The organism is Planococcus sp. ISL-109 (assembly GCF_018613655.1).
Lineage (GTDB): Bacteria > Bacillota > Bacilli > Bacillales_A > Planococcaceae > Planococcus.
On the sequence record NZ_JAGGPW010000004.1, the window covers coordinates 783401 to 801319 of the forward strand.

General features: G+C 47.0%; 19 protein-coding genes and 1 pseudogene. 3 read left to right on the plus strand and 17 right to left on the minus strand.

Annotated features, from left to right (window positions below; genetic code table 11):
- Positions 1–11: 11 nt before the first annotated feature.
- Positions 12–1055, minus strand: coding sequence for a competence type IV pilus assembly protein ComGB (gene comGB / locus J7E21_RS05740; RefSeq protein ID WP_215105541.1), 1044 nt, complete (start codon positions 1053–1055; stop codon positions 12–14).
- Positions 1027–2052 carry a competence type IV pilus ATPase ComGA gene (comGA, locus tag J7E21_RS05745; protein ID WP_215105543.1) on the minus strand — a complete coding sequence of 342 codons (1026 nt, stop codon included), beginning with the start codon at positions 2050–2052 and terminating at the stop codon, positions 1027–1029. Before comGA ends, comGB begins: the two co-directional genes overlap by 29 nt.
- A 286-nt stretch (positions 2053–2338) precedes the next feature.
- Between comGA and J7E21_RS05750 the strand changes: the two genes are divergently transcribed.
- A complete protein-coding gene (locus J7E21_RS05750) occupies positions 2339–2581 on the plus strand; it encodes a DUF2626 domain-containing protein (protein WP_215105545.1) in 243 nt (80 codons plus the stop codon).
- Positions 2582–2640: 59 nt separating this feature from the next.
- Here J7E21_RS05750 and J7E21_RS05755 read toward each other — a convergent pair whose 3' ends face one another.
- Positions 2641–3276 (minus strand): MBL fold metallo-hydrolase, encoded by a 636-nt coding sequence (locus J7E21_RS05755; protein WP_215105547.1) that lies wholly within the window; start codon positions 3274–3276, stop codon positions 2641–2643.
- 154 nt (positions 3277–3430) lie between these two features.
- On the opposite strand from J7E21_RS05755, the gene J7E21_RS05760 reads away from it, so the two are divergent.
- Positions 3431–3610 carry a DUF2759 domain-containing protein gene (locus J7E21_RS05760; RefSeq protein WP_215105549.1) on the plus strand — a complete coding sequence of 60 codons (180 nt, stop codon included), beginning with the start codon at positions 3431–3433 and terminating at the stop codon, positions 3608–3610.
- 66 nt (positions 3611–3676) lie between these two features.
- Here the strand turns inward: J7E21_RS05760 and J7E21_RS16640 are convergent.
- The 14 genes and pseudogenes from J7E21_RS16640 to J7E21_RS05825 form a co-directional block, all read right to left on the minus strand.
- Positions 3677–4018 (minus strand): annotated as a pseudogene (locus J7E21_RS16640) (IS30 family transposase); the annotation flags it as partial.
- An 84-nt stretch (positions 4019–4102) separates the two neighbouring features.
- Positions 4103–6007, minus strand: a complete 1905-nt coding sequence (locus J7E21_RS05765) for an LTA synthase family protein (RefSeq protein WP_215105551.1) — start codon at positions 6005–6007, stop codon at positions 4103–4105.
- Positions 6008–6178: 171 nt separating this feature from the next.
- The gene (locus tag J7E21_RS05770) at positions 6179–6385 is read right to left on the minus strand and encodes a YqgQ family protein (RefSeq protein WP_215105553.1); all 207 of its coding nucleotides are present in this window, start codon (positions 6383–6385) and stop codon (positions 6179–6181) included.
- The gene (locus tag J7E21_RS05775) at positions 6382–6957 is read right to left on the minus strand and encodes a 5-formyltetrahydrofolate cyclo-ligase (RefSeq protein WP_215105555.1); all 576 of its coding nucleotides are present in this window, start codon (positions 6955–6957) and stop codon (positions 6382–6384) included. The genes J7E21_RS05770 and J7E21_RS05775 overlap by 4 nt, the downstream gene beginning before the upstream one ends.
- Before the next feature lie 96 nt (positions 6958–7053).
- Complete coding sequence (gene rpmG, locus J7E21_RS05780) at positions 7054–7203, minus strand: 50S ribosomal protein L33 (protein ID WP_215105557.1); 150 nt, start codon at positions 7201–7203, stop codon at positions 7054–7056.
- A 160-nt stretch (positions 7204–7363) separates the two neighbouring features.
- Positions 7364–8023, minus strand: a complete 660-nt coding sequence (phoU, locus tag J7E21_RS05785; RefSeq protein WP_215105559.1) for a phosphate signaling complex protein PhoU — start codon at positions 8021–8023, stop codon at positions 7364–7366.
- 91 nt (positions 8024–8114) lie between these two features.
- Positions 8115–8936: a phosphate ABC transporter ATP-binding protein PstB gene (gene pstB, locus J7E21_RS05790; RefSeq protein ID WP_215105561.1), complete on the minus strand. Its 822-nt coding sequence runs from the start codon at positions 8934–8936 to the stop codon at positions 8115–8117.
- Positions 8937–8962: 26 nt separating this feature from the next.
- A complete protein-coding gene (gene pstA, locus J7E21_RS05795) occupies positions 8963–9841 on the minus strand; it encodes a phosphate ABC transporter permease PstA (protein ID WP_215105563.1) in 879 nt (292 codons plus the stop codon).
- 1 nt (position 9842) lies between these two features.
- Positions 9843–10769, minus strand: a complete 927-nt coding sequence (gene pstC / locus J7E21_RS05800; protein ID WP_215105565.1) for a phosphate ABC transporter permease subunit PstC — start codon at positions 10767–10769, stop codon at positions 9843–9845.
- 70 nt (positions 10770–10839) lie between these two features.
- Positions 10840–11802: a PstS family phosphate ABC transporter substrate-binding protein gene (locus J7E21_RS05805; protein WP_215105567.1), complete on the minus strand. Its 963-nt coding sequence runs from the start codon at positions 11800–11802 to the stop codon at positions 10840–10842.
- Between the two features lie 177 nt (positions 11803–11979).
- Positions 11980–14154, minus strand: a complete 2175-nt coding sequence (locus J7E21_RS05810) for a penicillin-binding transpeptidase domain-containing protein (RefSeq protein WP_215105570.1) — start codon at positions 14152–14154, stop codon at positions 11980–11982.
- Between the two features lie 113 nt (positions 14155–14267).
- Positions 14268–14876, minus strand: a complete 609-nt coding sequence (locus J7E21_RS05815; protein WP_215105572.1) for a superoxide dismutase — start codon at positions 14874–14876, stop codon at positions 14268–14270.
- 117 nt (positions 14877–14993) lie between these two features.
- Positions 14994–15476 carry a DUF456 domain-containing protein gene (locus J7E21_RS05820; RefSeq protein ID WP_215105574.1) on the minus strand — a complete coding sequence of 161 codons (483 nt, stop codon included), beginning with the start codon at positions 15474–15476 and terminating at the stop codon, positions 14994–14996.
- An 86-nt stretch (positions 15477–15562) separates the two neighbouring features.
- The gene (locus J7E21_RS05825; protein WP_215105576.1) at positions 15563–17194 is read right to left on the minus strand and encodes a Na/Pi cotransporter family protein; all 1632 of its coding nucleotides are present in this window, start codon (positions 17192–17194) and stop codon (positions 15563–15565) included.
- A gap of 171 nt (positions 17195–17365) precedes the next feature.
- On the opposite strand from J7E21_RS05825, the gene J7E21_RS05830 reads away from it, so the two are divergent.
- Positions 17366–17875 carry a DUF1189 family protein gene (locus J7E21_RS05830; RefSeq protein ID WP_215105578.1) on the plus strand — a complete coding sequence of 170 codons (510 nt, stop codon included), beginning with the start codon at positions 17366–17368 and terminating at the stop codon, positions 17873–17875.
- The last annotated feature ends 44 nt before the right edge of the window (positions 17876–17919 follow it).

Sequence of the window (17919 nt, forward strand, 5' to 3'; positions counted from 1 at the left end):
TGTATTCCTCCTCATATCGTATGGACGAGATTATACATCGGCAGCAAAATCGCCAAATACGCGGCGACAATGCACACGGCGATTAATACAAAAAAACTGGGCTGGATGATTTTCAGCGAACGCTGTGCTTGCAATTCGATCCGGTCCAACAGCACTTCACTATAGAGCACCAGCTCTTTCCCCAGCATGCCGGTCGCTTCGCCATGGCGTGTAAATGCTGCCATGTCGTGCGCGGCAAAAGTATGCCTTTCAACCGCGACAGATAACGGAATACCCGTCTTGACTTGTGCGTGCAAAGTCTCGGCGATATGGCTGATGACCAGATGATGCCGCTGTTTGTACAGAAGCCTTAATGCTTCTTGCAGGGAAATGCCGCTGTGCAGCAAGGTTCCAAGTTCCCGGGAGACAAGCTGCGACCAGTACAAGCGCACGGACGGACCGATCACCGGCATTTGCAGCAGCAGCATGATTTGCCGTTCGACCGGCTGGCTTTTGATATAAAGACGCAAAAGTAACGCCACTGCCACGCAGACTACCAGCAGGCCGATAAAGACATCCGGGATCCGCAACAGATAGACAGGGACGCCTTGCTGATCGCCGTCGTTTTGCAAAGATGAAATGAGCGCCGATAAATTCGGCACATAATTGGTCCGGAAAAACAGAAACAACGCTGCAGTGAGAATCAGCAAGGATACGGGGTAGACGAGAATATTCTGCAGTTTTTTCTGCACTTCTTGCGTCCGTTTAAAACCCGCGGCAATGCCATTTATCGCTTCGCTGAGCCGCCCGTGAAACTCAGCAATTTCCACCGGAAACAAAACCCGCTCCCGGAATCCGAGAAACTTCAGCACTTCTGCCGCGTTGCCCCCACCCTTCAGGATCCGGTCCATGCCGGCAAGAGCATCATCGACACGCGTCGTATGCATCGGCAATAACAGCGTCAATGCCACAGGAAACAAATAGCCTTCTGCCATCAACGCCGATAGTCTCGTCAAAAATTGTGCCCGCTCACGGAATGGCAAGCGCTTAGCAGTCGGAGTTAGCGTGAAGCGCACCGATTCTCACCCCTTCCCTAATTTGGCCGCCGAACGACAAATGTTCAGGAAGCTGATAGTCCTGCTGGTTTTTTGCAGACTGAATCGCATTCGACAGGCTGTCGCTGCTGAGTATTTCATAAAGTGCCCGATGCTTGGTTTCCAGCTGCTCCAAGTCTTCATACATCGGCACGATTTTTTGGGCAGCGATACCGATGATTGTCTGCAGCATATCCTCATACGGGATTCCCAAGTCATGAAGCCTGTGCAGACAGCCGACCGAATGCCTAGCATGTATAGTGGACAGTACAAGATGTCCCGTTAGAGCAGCTCGTACGGCGATTGCGGCTGTGTCTGCATCGCGGATTTCACCGATCATGATGATGTCCGGATCATGGCGCAAAATAGCTTTCAAGCCAGTTGCATAGGTCATGCCCGATTTTTCGTTCACTTGGATCTGCAAAAAAGCGGCGTTCTGCCGTTCAACCGGATCCTCCAGTGTGATGACGTTGCGTTTTAATCGTTCGGAGCAATGGCGCAGAAGAGAATAAAGAGTAGTCGACTTGCCGCATCCGGTCGGACCTGTCAATAAGATCAAACCTTGCCGTTCTCCTGCCAATTTCTCGAGAAGCCGGGCTGAATCGCGAAAAGCAGCCAATTCTTCGAGAAACAGCGCAGTGCTGTCCGGTATGACACGAATGACGATGCTTTCTCTCGTCAACACGGAAGGCAGTGTGGAAATGCGGAAATGCTGGGGTTGATCATTCATTTGAATGTGGAATGAGCCGGTTTGCGGTTTGCGTTTTTCGCTCATGTCCAAAAGGGAGAGGTATTTGAAGTAAGCGATCATGCGATCACCCAAATCAAAGGGGATTTTACTCACCGGCTCAAAATGCTGATGCGTCCGGTGAGTGATGCTGTAATCCTGGGGTTCTGGCCTGATGTGGATATCGGTCGTTTTCGCTTCAACTGCGGATTGCAATAAGTCGAAGCAGCGGCGTTCGATTATATCTTGCATATTCACCTCCTATCCGGGTCTCAAAGCGGAGGCTGCCTCTCCGCTTGCCATTAGTATAATTCGATCAGCATTACTTGAATATCAAAAATAGCAAAATAATTATTTAGACCGCCAAATTTCCGTAAATTCCATATTTCAAGCCCCTTTAGCATACGGTGCTGATGCTTACTAGAGCTCTATCCACTGCTTTGTCACAAAGTCGTTCGAAGTCCTTGTTTACACATTGACTCGTCTTCCTATATAATGAGTAGGAGATTATTGTGTTGTGGCAAAGGAGGGATTACCCATGGATAATATGTTTAAATTAATGGGATGGTGGACTGGAATCTTTGCAATTTTATTTTATGTCGGCGATATGGTAGAAGTATCATTGTTGATGGTTGCCAATACCGGCTTCTTCGTTCTTCTCGGATACTTAAACATCTCTGAACGTATGTATATGTATGTTTTTGCTGCCTACTTGACAGTCTTTTTCGTAGGCTTCACTTACTACTCCACGTTCATCCACGTTCCGGGAGCAGGTCATTAATTAATACGAATGCGCACAAAAAAAAACGGCCATCTCGGCCGTTTTTTTGTGCGCACAATCTAGGAGCGCAAGAAAGGATTGTGTTGTTTTTCCCGGTTGGGCGTCGTTTCAGGGCCATGCCCTGGAAACAGAAACGTCTCATCCGGAAGCGTCAATAAAGATTTACGGATCGATGCGAGCAACACAACTTCGTTGCCTTCCGCCAAGTCCGTGCGTCCGATACTGCCGAAAAACAAAGTATCCCCGACAATCGCAAAGCGGTCTGCCGAAAAGTAAAATGACACACTGCCTGGTGAATGGCCAGGGGTATGATGCAAATCCATCGTGAAAGGCCCGATTGCAAGGGACTGTTCATCTGTGATCAATTCATCGGCCGGTGCCACTCGGTAATCCGGCACAGCCGCATACTTCGCTGAACCGTTCAATTTCGGAGCCCCAAGGAAATCACGCTCTTTGTGATGAAGGTATACCGGAATTTTGTACAACTCCCGCAGTTCATCAACAGCTCCGATATGGTCAAAGTGAGCATGCGTCAAAAGAATCGCGAGCGGCTTAAGCTGCTTGCGTTTGATGACTGCTTGGATCTTTCCGGCTTCTTCTCCCGGATCGAAAATGATGCATTGCTGATCTTCTCCAGATACGATATAACAATTTGTTTGCACAGGTCCTAGTTCAAGACGGTCAATTTTAAGCATATGTTTTCACCTCCATGATAGTATAGCATGTCCGAAACCTTCTACTTGTTCAATAGAATGACATTTTTACCGCTCGACAAACATCCAGCTTTTCTTTACAATATAAAGAGTAGAAGACGGCACTGGCTGTTAAAGTTGAAGGGAGTGTCATAAGATGAGTATAATTTTGATGATTATTTTCGGCCTCACAGCAATTCTTGCTGCGATTGGGACAGTTCAAACCCTGAAGAACAGAGAATATTTAGGATTTGTATTTAATTTAGGTACTTTTGTTATCTTCGGTGCTTTCACTGTAGCGACGCTTATTACGCAAGGCTACCCTGCACCAATTTAATGACAAGTAAACCGGTGCAGCTGCACCGGTTTTTTGTTTGCGCATTTTTAATTCTAAATTGTCAATTCAAGTCGAACGCGGCAAGAAACTCATGAATACCTCAAAGGGCATATTATAATTCAGGACTTTCTGGGGGACCTGATTGAACGCCAAAAGAAAATCCATGATCTCCTTCTGGGTCAGCCGGGTGGTGCGCTCGGTCAACGTGAGGATCTGGCTCTTGTGCGACTTACCGATGACCGTACCCGCTTCCTAGTGGCCAACCTGGCTTCGAGGTGCCTGGCGCGTGTGAAGCTTTTTGAGCCGGGGCATCTTGCCGCGTGTCTCTACTTCATTGTTTTTCAACTTCCGCCCTTTGCGGATCAGAAGCTTTTGGGACAACTTGAACAGCCCGAGGGCAGCGTAACGGTTCGACTTAATATGATAATCTACAAATCAAAAAAAGATGGGTCGGCTAGCGAAACTAGCCAATCCATCTTTTTCAAACTCTATTTAAGGCTGTCCTGATTCCTCTAACGTTTTCAGTTGACCGCTTTCCTCGTCATAAAACCGCATCAAGTCGCCGTTGATGATCGTTTCGGAATACTGAAGTTCCTGAAGAGCCTGTTCTGCATATGGTTCACACAGCGTTTGGTCTTCTACCGGTTCTCCCGTTTCGTTATCATAGCAGACGTTTGCCGCATAGACATATTCATCGGTCACAAACCGCCCGTCACGGAAGATGACAAATTCTTCATGTTCCTCCGACAAAAGGTCTCCACCAAATTGGATGTCTTTATCCGTTTCCATGCCCATCAAGTGAAGAATCGTCGAACGCATATCGACTTGTCCCCCGATTTCTTCATTCACATGGCCTTCGCCATAGCCTGGGATATGGACGAATAACGGCACTTTTTGCAGCTGCGCCGATTCATACGGTGTAACTTCTTTACCAAGATACTGCTCCATTGCAGCGTTATGGTTATCCGAGATGCCGTAATGGTCACCGTACATGACGATGATCGAATCCTCGTATAAGCCTTGTTCTTTCAAGTCCTCAAATAGCGATTTGACCGCTTCGTCCAAATAGCGCACCGTTTGGAAATAACGGTTGAGTGTCCCTGAGTTGGAATCAAACTCATCAATCAGTTTATCTTCTTCATCCAAGGTGAACGGATGGTGATTCGTTAAGGTGATCAAACGGGAGTAGAACGGTTCTTGTTCTTCTGCCATATGAGCGACAGATTGCTCGAAGAATGGAATATCCTTCATCCCCCAGTTGACTGCTTGCCCTTCACCGACCGTATAACTTTGGATGTCGTAGAATTTATCGATGCCCATCGACTCATACATCATGTCGCGATTCCAGAAACTTTTCGTATTGGCATGCTGGACGTTCGTCGAGTAGCCTTCGTTGCCCAGTTTTTCAGCCATCGAGTTGAATTCATTGCCGCTATGGGTGAAGAATACTGCTCCCCCGCTCAGCGGATACAATCCTGTCTCGAGCGAAAATTCCGAGTCGGACGTTTTTCCGAGGCCGGTTTGGTGGTAGAAGTTCGGGAAATAGATGGTATCTTCATCTTCAGTCAATTCATTCATGAACGGCGTAATGGTCTGGCCGTTCATTTCATTGTTCAAAGTAAAGGTCTGCAAAGACTCGAGTGTCACGACAATCAAGTTGCGCCCTTCAGCTTTTCCGAACATTTCGGCTGAAGGCTCTGCCTGATTCGAACGCACATAGTTGGTCACTTCGGTCAATTCAGACCCGTCAGCGAGCGCTCTCTGCGCTTGTGACTTTGACTGGATGTAGACATCATACAGATGGTAATTATACATTCCGAGGTTTTTCACGAGCATTTCCCGGTCAAAACTGCGCGTCAGCAATTGCGGACGCTCTGCTTCTGCGAGTCCTAGGTTGAAGAACAGAATCGCTGCCGACAGTACAAAATAGGCTTTCCGGTGAGAAACTGCCGCTTTTACTGTTGCATCTTGTTCTTTGATGAAAAACATTGCCAAGACAATGATGAAGATATCAGCAAAGTAAAAGATGTCGGTCCAGTAGATGCTCGCCGCAGCACTGGAACCCAAATCGCCGAAATTATCCGTCTGGAACAATACCGGCAAGGTGATAAAGTCTGTAAAGAACCGATAGAACGCTACGTTGCCGTATAGTATGACTGTCGTGATCACTGAAATCACAACAATGTAACGGTTACGTGCTTTTTTGTTTTTAAAGAATAAAGCGCCGCCGTAAAGAAACAGCAGTAAGCTTAACGGGTTCAAAAACAAGATGAATTCCTGCAAGGCATTATCGATTGTAATGGAAAAAGCCGTTTTGTAAACGACATAGGTGGTCAACCAAGTGGCGATGACCGCTATGGCCAGAATTGAATGCTTCGGCCATTCTTTGTTTTTCATTGCCGCACATCCTCCTCCGTCTTCCCGGCACCTTCGTCCGGTTCGTCCAAATTTCAGTTTCAAACCAGCTTGAAAAGTCGATTGGAAATATCAATAACTTACATTATAAAACAAATTGCCCTCTAGCAAAAGCATTTACCCTTAATAGAACGCTTCAAAACGGGTTCGGTTTCATTGGCTGCGCTTTTTTTCATATTCCAATCGCTTTTGGCGCAAAATGGCCAGCGCCCCGCCGAATTCACGCGCTGTGATAAAGTCACTGCGGTACAGTTCCCGAAGATCTTCTTCCATCAGATCGATATCCGATTGAAAATCTGCGGTGTAAATGATTGTGCCGTAGCGCTTCAGCAATTGCATGACATCGTATAAATCCTTCATCTTCTCACCACCTCTGTGTCGATCGTTCTTTTCTCTGTGATGATGCCCTCTACGGGAATATCGTGGTTTTCAACAGGCACGCTTTCTACTAGTTGGAAGTCGAATGCAAGAGACCTCGTCACGCCGCGGTAACCGGCCAAATAACGATCATAATACCCGCCACCGAAGCCGATGCGATAACCCGATTCCATAAAGACAACTCCCGGAACAATCAGCAGATCAATCTGTTCGGCATCGATAGCTTCGGTTGTCTCCTCAATGGGTTCTTGCAAGTCCATATAGACGGTTTCCAATTGATCCATCGACTCTAAAATACGAAATTCCATCGTGCGGTTCTGTGCATCGCATTTCGGTACGGCGACACGCTTGCCCAAGCGCCAGCACCACTCAAGGAGCGGGACGGTATTTACTTCCGGATGACGTGAAATGGTCAAGCCGACCGTCTTGGCAGCTTGAAAAGCCGGATCCTCGAGAAGTTTGGTGGAAATCATCGCAGAACGTTCAGCATGTTCTTGCTGAGACAGCTTGTGCAATTGGCTCATGACCGATTTTCTGAGTGCTGCTTTATCCATTCGACAATCGCCCTTTCTAGTATTATGTAAGGTTCGCTAAAGCGAAGAATTCAAAAGAAAAAGCCAAAACCCCGAGAGGTTTTGGCAGACAAGTCATTACTTTGTTTCACGGTGTGCTGTCATTTTCTTGTCACGTGAGCAATATTTTTTCAATTCAAGACGCTCAGGGTTGTTGCGCTTATTTTTAACAGTGCTGTAGTTACGTTCGCCACATTCTGTACAAGCCAGTGTAATGTTTACACGCATCGATATCCCTCCCAATTCTTTCAAAAAATCCATTTCAATAATAAGCGTGATCTATACGACTTAATTATTATAGCATACCTGCAGGGATTGTCTACTGAAAAATACTGATTTCTGTTGATTTCTTCCACAAAAAAACCGCAGCCTATGCCGCGGTTTTTGATCATTTATTCAAATCATAATGCCGGCCGCGCACAAGGTAAAACAATTGTTCGGAAATATTGGTCGCATAATCCGCGGAACGTTCCATATAGCGGCAGATAAACGCCAATTGCGTCACTTGACTAAGCTTTTCAGGCTCTTTCGCACTGTACTGGAACAAAAGTCGAATTGCTTCTCCGTATAAATCATCAACTTCATCATCCATATCGGCGATTTCTTTCGCTTTTTCTACATCTTCCTGGACGAGCGCATCGATGCCCTGTCTCAGCATTACGGTCGCCAGTTCATGCATGCGTCGGATTTTATGGATCGGCTCCAACAACTCCTGCTGGCCGATGCGGATCGTTTCCTTGGCGATGTTGACGGCATAATCGCCCACGCGCTCCATATCGGACGCCACTTTGATCGTGACGATCAAGCGCCGCAAATCCGTTGCGACCGGTGACTGCTTGGCAATCAATAGGATCACTTGATCATTGAGGTCTTCTTCAAGGCGATTGATGTGCACGTCGTCTTCGATTACTTGAAGAGCTGCATCTACGTCATGCGAAATAAGTGCCTGCATCGATTTATCCAGCGCATCGATCGCCATCGTGCTCAAAGTGATCAACATCTCTTGAGCTGAATGCATTTCGTATTCGAACTTTTCACGTACTGCCATATTCTGTTCCTCCCATTTATCCAGTATTAACGGACTTTCAAGCCCCACTTCTTCAAGTAGTGAAAAACCCCACATTAAGTGAAGTTTCTCTTTAGCCGAAGCGCCCTGAAATATAATCTTCTGTCCGTTTATCTGCAGGATTAGAGAAGATCGTATCGGTTCGGTCATACTCGATGACCTCCCCGTTCAAAAAGAATGCCGTTTTATCCGAAATCCGTGCAGCTTGCTGCATATTGTGCGTGACGATGATGATGCTGTATTGCTCTTTCAATTCCTGGACCAATTCCTCGATTTTCAAGGTCGAAATAGGGTCAAGCGCTGACGTTGGCTCATCCATCAAAATAACATCGGGCTCGATCGCCAGCGTGCGCGCGATGCAAATACGCTGTTGCTGGCCGCCCGAAATACCGTATGCATTTTCATTGAGGCGGTCTTTCACTTCGTCCCAGATGGCTGCGCCGCGCAAACTTTTCTCGACGATTTCATCGAGGATCTTGCGGTTTTTAATGCCGTGGATACGCGGGCCGTAAGCGATATTGTCGTAAATCGACTTCGGAAACGGATTCGGTTTTTGGAATACCATACCGACGCGTGTGCGCAATTCTTCGACGCCGTAGTTCGCATCAAAGATATTGCGTCCGCGGTAGTGGATTTCCCCTGAGGTTTTGACAGAAGGCACCAATTCCACCATCCGGTTCAATGTTTTCAAATACGTTGATTTCCCGCATCCTGATGGCCCGATGATCGCTGTCACTTCGTTTTCCTCGATTTCCAGATCGATATTTTTCAAGGCGTGGTTGTTGCCATACCATAAATTCAATTGGCGCGTACTATAGACGCTTTCCTTCACGGCTTGCTCTGTCGGGATTGATTTTGCTACATTAATTTTCGTTTTGATTGTTGCTGTGTTCATAATGAACTCCCCTTCCGCATGACACTTTAATAGGATTTATCGAATTTGTTCCGAATGAAGACTGCCACTGAGTTCATGAATAGCAGCACGACCATCAAGACGATGATGCCGGCAGCTGCAACCGTTTGGAACTCAGCTTGCGGACGGCTCGACCAGTCGTAGATCTGCATCGGCAATGCCGTAAACGTATCCATGACGCCTGCTGGCAAAAACTGGATGATAACCGGAATGCCGATGACGATGAGTGGTGCCGTTTCGCCGATCGCCCGGGACAAAGCGAGAATGCTTCCTGTCAGAATTCCAGCAATGGCTGCCGGCAAAATGATGCGCACGATTGTTTGCCATCTTGTCGCACCCATTGCGTATGATGCATCCCGCAGTTCGCCAGGTACTGAGCGGATTGCTTCTTGCGCGGCGACGATGATGACCGGCAAGATGAGTAAACTCATCGTAAATCCGGCTGCGAGAACACTATTGCCAAGCGCCAATGTCCGAACAAAAATGGTTAGCCCGAGAAGTCCGAAGACGACCGATGGAACTCCCGCCAAATTGGCAATATTCATTTGGATAAAACTCGTGATGCGCCCTTTTTTGGCGTATTCTTCTAAATAAACCGCTGATCCGACGCCGAGAATCATCGACGTTGGGGCGACAACCGCCATGAGCCAGATTGACCCGACCAGCGCCGCTTTAATGCCAGCTTCTGCTGGAAAGCGCGAAGCGAAGTTAATCAGAAAATCGAGTGACAAATGCCCCGCTCCCTGGCTGACGATCCGGTACAGCAATATAACAAGTGCAAGCAGCGCAAGCGCAGTCGCAAACATGAATAGCCCTTGGAAGATCCGGTTGACGATCATCCGACCGTTCATGCGCCGGACTACCTTCTCCTGTTCAATATATCTCATTTTAATATTCCTCCCGGAAACGTTTTGACATATACCCAGCCAGGATATTCATCGCCATCGTAAAGAGGAATAACGTGAATCCGACCGCATAAATGGAATAATAGATTGTCGTTCCGTAGCCGGCATCTCCTTTTGATACTTGCACAATATAGGCTGTCATCGTCTGGATCGAACCGGTAAAGTCGCCGTCGAATTTCGGAGTGGAACCTGCTGCAAGTGACACAATCATCGTTTCGCCGATGGCACGAGACAAGCCCAAGACAACCGAGGCGATAATTCCGGACAATGCTGCCGGCACCGTAATTTTCCAGGCAACTTCAAATTTCGTCGAGCCCATCGCCAACGCCCCATCGCGTATACTTTTCGGCACTGAAGACATGGCGTCTTCCGACAGCGAGGCGATCATCGGAATGATCATGATGCCAACAACTATACCAGGAGAAATCGCATTAAAGATTTTGATTTCAGGGAAAAAGCTTTGCAAGACAGGTGTTACAAATGTTAAAGCGAAAAAGCCGTAGACGATAGTCGGAATGCCCGCCAACACTTCAAGAACAGGCTTGACGACGCGCCGGACATTGTCCGAAGCGTATTCGCTCAAGTAAATCGCGGCGGATATGCCGATTGGCACCGCCACAATTATAGCAATCCCTGTTATTTTCAGCGTACCGATAATGAGCGGCCAAATGCCGAATCGGGCTTCTGTATTAGAAAACGGCAGCCACGTTGTCCCAAAAATGAAATCAGTGAACGGCACTCTTGTGAAAAACGTCAAGGTTTCAATAATTAATGTCAATATAATTCCGATCGTCGTCAAAACTGAAACAGAGGCGATCAGAAACAATAAGACTGGAATAAGCTTTTCAATGATTTTCTTGCTTTTTTTATCTTTAGATTTTGCAATCATTTCCTGAACCGATGTCCGCATAGTGGAATCCCCTTTCAACCGCAAAAGGCGAGCAGCAGCTGCTCACCCTAAGACTGAACTTGCAAAAGACTTATCTTAATGCTTCAAGATCTGCTAGACCTTGATTGTAATCTTCCTCAGAAAGGGGAACGTATCCGACCGCTTCAGCCATTTCTCCGGAGTTTTCCAACGTGAATTTCATGAAATCATACATTGCGTCGTTGTCAGCAATTTCGGCATTGTTCGCGTAAACGAAGAGCGGGCGTGATAGCGGTGTATATTCATTGGATTCAATCGTTTCAGCATTGGGCTCGACACCGTCGATCGACACGACTTTCAAGGTATCTTGGTTGGCCACATAGTACGCATAGCCGAAGAATCCGATCGCGTTTGGATCGCCTTGGATGCCTTGCACTAGCGTGTTGTCATCTTCAGACAATGTCGCAGATTCAACGATGTCTTCTTCTTCCAGGATGACTTCATCAAAATAGTCATATGTCCCGGAAGCTGTTCCTGGTGCATAGAAGACGATTTCTTCATCCGGCCATTCCGGGTTGATGTCTGCCCATGTTTTGGTCGTGCCGTCTTCGATCCATAGTTTTTTCAGATCTTCAACAGTTAAATCTTCGACAAAATCGTTTTCTTCGTTCACGACTACTGAAAGCCCATCATACGCAAGGAGGAATTCCGAGTATTCAATGCCATTTTCTTCTAGAGTTGCCGCTTCGTCTTCTTCAATTGGTCTAGAAGCATTATTGAAAGCTGTTTCGCCATTGACGAATTTTTCGAATCCGCCGCCTGTACCGGAAACGCCAACCGTCACTTGGACATCAGGTTGTACTGCCGCGTATTCTTCTACAATGCCTTCTAGAATCGGTGCAACCGTTGAGGAACCGTCACCTGAGACCGAACCTTGTACAGCTGCCGCTTCGTCAGAAGAAGTTTCATCCGCTTCGCCACCTGTTGTTGTTTCGTCTTCCGTGCCACCGCACGCTCCGAGCACTAAAGCCGACCCAAGAATAGTTGATGCCATTGCGAATTTCCAGTTTCTCATTTTAATGTTTCCCCCTAAGTGGTTTGTTGTTTGTTGTTTACTAGACCAACTATACATACGCATTGTTGAGGACATGTGAAGCCATTGTTAAGAAATTGTAAACGACACGAATTCGAGGTAAAAAAAGACTGATCACCTAAAACCGTTGTCAGGTTTTAGGTGATCAGTTCTTTATTATCATTCTTCTTCTATTAAAGTGCCGCTGAACGGCGGTTTAATAGCATTGGATTCATCTTCGCTACGAGCTGCCTTCAGCTCGAAATATTTATCAGCTGCAGCACGGGCAATTTCATTATTGGTTTTGGGCACTTCGCGTGGATTGGTTGTGACATATGGGATGACGACCGCATAGGCGATTTCCGGATTTTCATATGGCGCAAATCCGACGTGGGCGATATTGACATTCACTGTGCCGTGCAGTTCATGGTCGCGTTCGTAGAAATACGCTTCCGCCGTTCCGGTCTTGCCGGCTGCAGTATAAGGCGTATCGCCGAATTGTGCGCGTGCCGAACCGGAACCCCCGATGTAAACATTGCGCATCCCTTCTTGGACACGGTCAATCTCTTCCTGCGTGTTGTTGATGCGGTTCAAGATTTTCGGTTCGATGACTGTTTCGATAGGACCGAGCGTCGTGCCGTCCTGGGATGCTTTGCGGATCTCTTTGACCACATGCGGCTGCATGCGATAGCCGTCATTGGCGATTGTTGAAATATACTGCGCCAATTGCATCGGTGTATACGTGTCAAACTGGCCGATTGCAAGGTCTAGAAGTTTCCCTCCCGGAGTTGTTCCCCCGAGATAGCCGGTGCCTTCGTTCGGCAAATCAATGCCGGTCTCCGATCCTAAACCGAATTGTGCAAATGAGTTGCGCAGCACTTCAAAACTCCCCGGTTCGATGCGCAAGCCACGATTGTATTGATATTCCATGCCGGCTATCTTCAATGCGATTTTGAACATATAAACATTCGATGAGCGTTCGATTGCCATCAAATCACTCATTTGGATGCGATTGAACAATACCGTATTGAAAATCGAATTTTTTTGCGCTGTACCGGCGAACTTCAACGGCTCGTCGATCAATACTTCCCCCATTTCTACTGCATCTTCCGCGTAGCCCGTCAATAGCGTCGCACCCTTGATGGTCGACCCCATTTCATGAGCAGCGGTAAATGTGCCGAAGGCGTAATCATTGACGACACGCTTGCCGTCTTCATCTTCTCCGATGCGCTTGCCGACCATCGACAACACTTCACCGGTGCGCGGGTTCATCATTACCAAATAAGCGTCTTTGACGAGCGCTGAATTCGGGCCAGCTTTTAACGCGAGCAATTTGTCTTCGACAATTTTTTCGAGTTCATATTGAAGCTCGCTGTCGATCGTCAAGACCAAATCTTTTCCGGGCTCCCCGTCTTCCACCGGAATCGTTTCGATGACACGCCCCCGTCCGTCCGTAACATTTTTCACGATGGATTTTTGCCCTTGCAACACATCTTCATATTGCAATTCCAAAAAGCTCGTGCCGACACGGTCATTGCGCGAGTAGTCCCGGCTCAAATAATAATCGAGCCTGTTCGCCGGTATGCCTTGATCCGGTGTGGTCGTACTGCCGAGTATCGTCAAATCGGTCATCTTCACCCGTTTCCAGTCCGTAACTGTATTAACGCCTGTCAGTTTCGGATCGGTCAAGCGTTCGGATACTTGGGCAAACTCTTCCGGCGTGACCCCTTCACTTTTGATGATTTGCGGAGATAACGCATAGCCGGAAGTCATTTCGCGGTAAATCGCTAAGATTTCCAGCTGTTCACCTTCCAAGCTTTCCAATTCTTCTTCGGTGATTTTGTCACGGATCGATGCGTCCAATTTTTGCTGCTTTTCATTTTGGGGAATATCTTCAGCATCGATTGCCGCGCGTTCCTCAGCCGTCACTTTTTCAGTTGCACTTTCTGTATTCAATTGTATGTAAAAATCTTGCTTATCGCGCACAGTCACTTTACCCGTATCTTTTTCAATCAGTTTTGCAAGTTCTGTAGCGACTTCGAGCATTTCGTCGCGCTTTGTCGTCTGCATAGCTGTATAGGTGATGCTGTTGACCGGCTCGTTATCTACTTGGAGACGCCCTGCAGCATCAAAAATCCGCCCACGCGGAACACTCGTATTGACCGCCACTTCTTCAGTGCGTGCAATAGCGCGGGAATAGTCTTCCCCTTTGACGATCTGCAAATATCCGAGACGCAGTATGAGCATTGAAAACAACAAAAAAATGACAAAAAACAGAATGTTCATCCGAAATGTCGTATTGGCTTGAAGCTTTGACTTGGCCAACGAGACACGCCGTTTTTGCGGGGTTTTCATGAGCACGTTGCTCCTTTCAAAGAAATATCCAATTGCTAGTATAGCACCGGACATAAAAAAACACACACTTTTTCAGACGAAAAAGTGTGTGTTCGGGTTTCGATATTTAACAATTATTTAGCGGCTTCGTAGCGCTTGGACACTTCGTCCCAGTTCACTACATTCCAGAATGCTGCCAAGTAATCCGGGCGGCGGTTCTGGTATTTCAAGTAATACGCATGCTCCCAAACGTCTACTCCAAGAATCGGCGTTTTGCCTTCAGATAGTGGAGAATCCTGGTTTGGTGTTGACGTTACTTCAAGTTCGCCGTTAGAAACGACAAGCCAAGCCCAGCCAGAACCGAAGCGCGTTTTGCCGGCAGTTTCGAATTTCTCTTTGAACTCGTCAAAGCTTCCGAACTTGCTGTTGATAGCGTCTGCAACTGCACCTTGTGGGTTGCCGCCGCCGTTAGGTGACAACAATTGCCAGAATAATGAGTGGTTTGCATGTCCTCCGCCGTTGTTGCGGACAGCTGTGCGGATGTTTTCAGGCACTGCGTTCAAGTCAGTGATCAACTCTTCGATTGATTTAGAAGCCAGATCATCATGACCTTCCAAAGCAGCGTTTACGTTTGTGATGTACGTGTTGTGGTGTTTTGTGTGGTGAATGTTCATCGTTTCTTTGTCGATGTGTGGTTCTAACGCATCGTATGCATAAGGTAGTTCCGGTAATTCGTATGCCATGATTAAATTCCTCCTTGAGTCTATTGTTCTACTTTCTAAGCCTATCAAAATTTTCAGACCGATACAAACATAAAGACCAGTGTCCCGCTCTTTTCAGACCTTAGTCGGAGATGACGGTTAAATCACCCAGAAGAACAAGCCGACCATCACAGCCTGAATTATCCCTTTCGTCAATGCCGAAGTGATGAAACCGATGACCGACCCTACACCTGAACGGATGGAATTTTTGATTGAGGAGCGGTTGACCACCATTTCAGCGATTATTGCACCAACAAACGGACCGATCAAAATGCCCGCGAATGGAATGATGAACGGACCGAAAATAAGCCCGATCGTACTTCCCCATAACCCCGCTTTGGAACCTCCGAATTTTTTCACACCGATCACATTCGCCAAAAAGTCAGCACCAAATAACAACAGCACGAATAAAATTTCAATGAGCCAGAACCACCAAGGCAAATCGTTGAAGCTGAAAAACAAACCATAGATGATAAACCCGCCGAAAATAAACAGCGACGCTGGGATGACCGGGTAAACAAGTCCGATGAACCCGATGGCAAAAAACAACAGAATGAAAATCCAGCCGACAATTTCTAGCATCCCTAGCCCTCCTTTTCCGAATTAAAAAACTCCCTTTTATCGTGCCTTACATTGCAGAAAATGTAAAGGATGAAAGGGAGTGTTGATTATGCGCGGTTGCCGAGTATGGCTTCTGCGATATTAACAGAGTGGTCGCCGACCCGCTCCAAGTTGCTGACGATATCGACGAAGACGATGCCAGCTTGTGCGGAGCATGCGCCTTCGTTCAGGCGAAGAATATGTTTCTTGCGGAATTTGCGTTCCATCTTATCGATCAAATCTTCTTGCTCTGCCACTTCACGCGCCAACTCATGGCTCGTCGTATCAAGCGCATCCAAGGATTTCGAAACGGTCGCAATGGTTAATGTGAACATTTCATCCAAGTCTTCCATCGCTTCAGCAGTCAATTTCACTTTATTCGTTTCTTGGTAATCGATCAATTCGATGATGTTTTCGAAATGGTCACCGATGCGTTCAATATCGCGGACGGTTTCCATAAGCATCGTATGGCGGGTTGAATCTGCCGCTGAAATCGATTCAGCTGAAATGAGCACCAAATAATCGGTGATTTTGCTGTCCAGATTATTAATGGCATCTTCCAATTGATAGCCCATTTCGGCATTTTTTTTATTTTTTGTTTTCAAGTATTCATATGTTTCTTCGAGACCTTGGACAGAGTATTTACCCATGCGCAAGATTTCTTCTTTTGCTTGCCCAAGTGCAATCGATGGTGACTGCTCGATGAAATTCAAATCCAAATGCTTCGGTTTAAATTCGACTAGCACTTCATCACCCGGAATGATTTTTGTGACAAGGTAAGCCCATGCCCCAATCAATGGGAATTGAATGATTGTATTTGCGATGTTGAACGTTCCGTGTGCAAAGGCAATCTGCATTCTCGCTTCCAGGTCCAGTAGGGCGGAGATCCATTCAACATATGCGGTGAACGGTACGAGCAATATAATGAAGATAATCGAGCCGATAAGGTTGAACAAGACGTGGACTGCCGCTGCACGGCGCGCCGCAATAGACGTACCAAGTGCCGCTAGTACAGCTGTGACGGTTGTTCCGATATTGTCACCGAACAGAATCGGCAATGCCGCATCCAAAGTGACAAGCCCTTCCCCGTAGAGACCCTGCAAAATCGCGACTGTCCCACTAGAGCTTTGGACGATAAAGGTAACAAGCGTTCCAACCGCAACACCGAGAATCGGGAATTCACTCAAATTAACGGTCATATCGATAAAGGCCGGTAAATCACGCAATGGTTTCATCGCACCGCTCATCGTTTCCATCCCGAAGAACAGGCCGCCAAAACCGAAGATGACTTGGCCGATATTTTGGACTTGGTTTTTCTTAAAGAAGAAAATCATGAAAGCACCGATGGCCATGATCGGCAAGGCATAAGCCCCGACGTCCAGACCGATGATGAACGCAGTAACGGTCGTCCCAATATTCGCACCCATGATGACGCCGATCGCTTGTCTAAGCGTCATAAACCCGGCACTTACCAGCCCGACGACGATTACCGTTGTCCCGGTACTCGATTGAATCAAGATTGTTACGATAATCCCGACTAGGACACCCATAAACGGATTGGTCGTAAAACGGTCCAGAATGTCTCGCAGTTTATCGCCTGCAGCTTTTTGCAGCGCGTCCCCCATATACTTGATTGAGAATAGGAAGACACCAAGTCCTCCTACGAAGGAGAACAATATTTCCTGCCAGTTCATTTCCACGATTCACATTCAACTCCTAAATATAACGTAATCACACCTCCCCTATTATGAAGAGTTTGCTAAGTAAATGTAAATACCTTTATCGAAAATTTACATTCCTGTAACAATAGGAAAGGATTTTCGCATTTTGGCGTGATACGATTACACTACAACCGGAAAGGAAGATTTGCTGTGACTTTATACCAATTATTGATCGCAAGCTTCATGGAGCCGAAAAAACGGGCTGCGGTCCGCATTATGCCGATCGGCCGTATTATGCGTTTTGTTTTTTTGTTCATTACATTATTGGCGTTGGCGTCATTTGTAGAGTTTACTCTCGGGATCGGTTCAAGTTCTTCTGAATTGGAAGGCTTGCTGCAATTCATCGAAGAAATCGAATGGCTCCTCTACCCGTTTGCGCTGGTGTTTCTGTTTGTTTCGACGACACTTTACCATTTCATCAAAATCAGCGTTTTCGCTGCATTCGGCTTGTGGTTCTTAAAGCTGATGAATCGCCGCGGGGAATATCGCCATATGTGGCGCACGGCAGCGCTGGCGGTCACCGTTCCGACGCTTGCCGCTTATGTGCTGAGCTTTTGGAGCAGCAGCCTGTGGTTTTCGCTTGTGACGAGCTTGTGGACGCTTTACCTTTTATATAGTGCAGCCCGTTTCTATCCGAAAGCAGCACCCGTAAAAAAATAAGCCCTAATGTTGCGGCGATGTAAAGAATCAGCCCCCTACAGCCG